The sequence below is a fragment of the Klebsiella sp. Ech2A genome (genome assembly GCF_030078455.1).
GTDB lineage: Bacteria > Pseudomonadota > Gammaproteobacteria > Enterobacterales > Enterobacteriaceae > Klebsiella > Klebsiella terrigena.
On the sequence record NZ_JAQGFU010000438.1, the window covers coordinates 1 to 1,204 of the forward strand.

The 1,204-nt window shown below is 67.7% G+C and carries 1 protein-coding gene; it reads left to right on the forward strand.

Translation table 11 applies throughout. The features are described 5' to 3' along the window. Positions 1 to 1,204 (forward strand): AMP-binding protein (locus PFH44_RS27810; protein ID WP_283826869.1); only part of this gene is annotated, 1,204 nt, incomplete at both ends.

A 1,204-nucleotide genomic window follows, 5' to 3' on the forward strand; every position in this document is an offset into this window, starting at 1 on the left:
CGCGACGTTCAGCCGCCTCGCCGCCGGCGCCCCGCAGTGCCAGCGCGCCGACCTGGCGCTGGCGCTGACCGCGCTGTGGCTGGGACGTCTCTGCGGGCGGATGGACTACGCCGCCGGTTTTATCTTTATGCGCCGCATGGGATCGGCGGCGCTGACCGCGACCGGGCCGGTGCTTAACGTCCTGCCGCTGGCGATCAATATCGATGCCCAGGAAACGCTGGCCGAGCTGGCGCTGCGCCTCGCCGGACAGCTGAAAAAAATGCGCCGTCACCAGCGCTATGATGCGGAGCAAATCGTCCGCGATAGCGGCAAGGCCGCCGGCGATGAGCCGCTGTTTGGCCCGGTATTAAATATCAAAGTTTTCGATTACGTCCTCGATATCGACGGCGTGCAGGCGGTAACGCACACCCTGGCGACCGGCCCGGTTAACGACCTTGAGCTGGCGCTGTTCCCGGACGAATCCGGCGGCCTGTCGCTGGAAGTGCTGGCCAATAAGCAGCGCTACGACGAGGCCACGCTGCGCGCGCACGTCGAGCGCCTCTCCGCGCTGCTGGCGCAGTTTGCCGCCGATCCGGCGCTGCGCTGCGGCGAAGCGAACATGCTGTCCGCGCGGGAAACGCAGCGGCTGGCGGAAATCAATAATACCGGCATTGCGCTGCCCGCCACCACGCTGAGCGCGCTGGTGGCGGAACAGGCGCTGAAGACCCCGGACGCCCCCGCGCTGGCGGACGCCCGCTGGCAGTTCAGCTACCGCGAAATGCGCCAGCAGGTGGTGGCGCTGGCCGAGGTGCTGCGCGCGCGCGGGGTTAAGCCCGGCGATAGCGTGGCGGTGGCGCTGCCGCGTTCTGTCTTCCTCACCCTGGCGCTGCACGCCATCGTTGAAGCGGGCGCTGCCTGGCTGCCGCTCGATACCGGCTATCCTGACGATCGCCTGCGCATGATGCTTGAAGACGCGCGCCCGACGCTGCTGCTGACCTCCGATGATCAGCTGGCGCGCTTTAGCGATATCCCCGGGCTTGCCAGCCTGTGCTACCAGCAGCCGCTGGCGGCGGGGGATGATGCGCCGCTGGCGCTCTCCGCGCCGGAGCATACCGCCTATATCATCTTTACCTCCGGCTCCACCGGCCGCCCGAAAGGGGTGATGGTGGGGCAGACCGCGATCGTCAACCGCCTGCTGTGGATGCAGAACCACTATCCGCTCGGC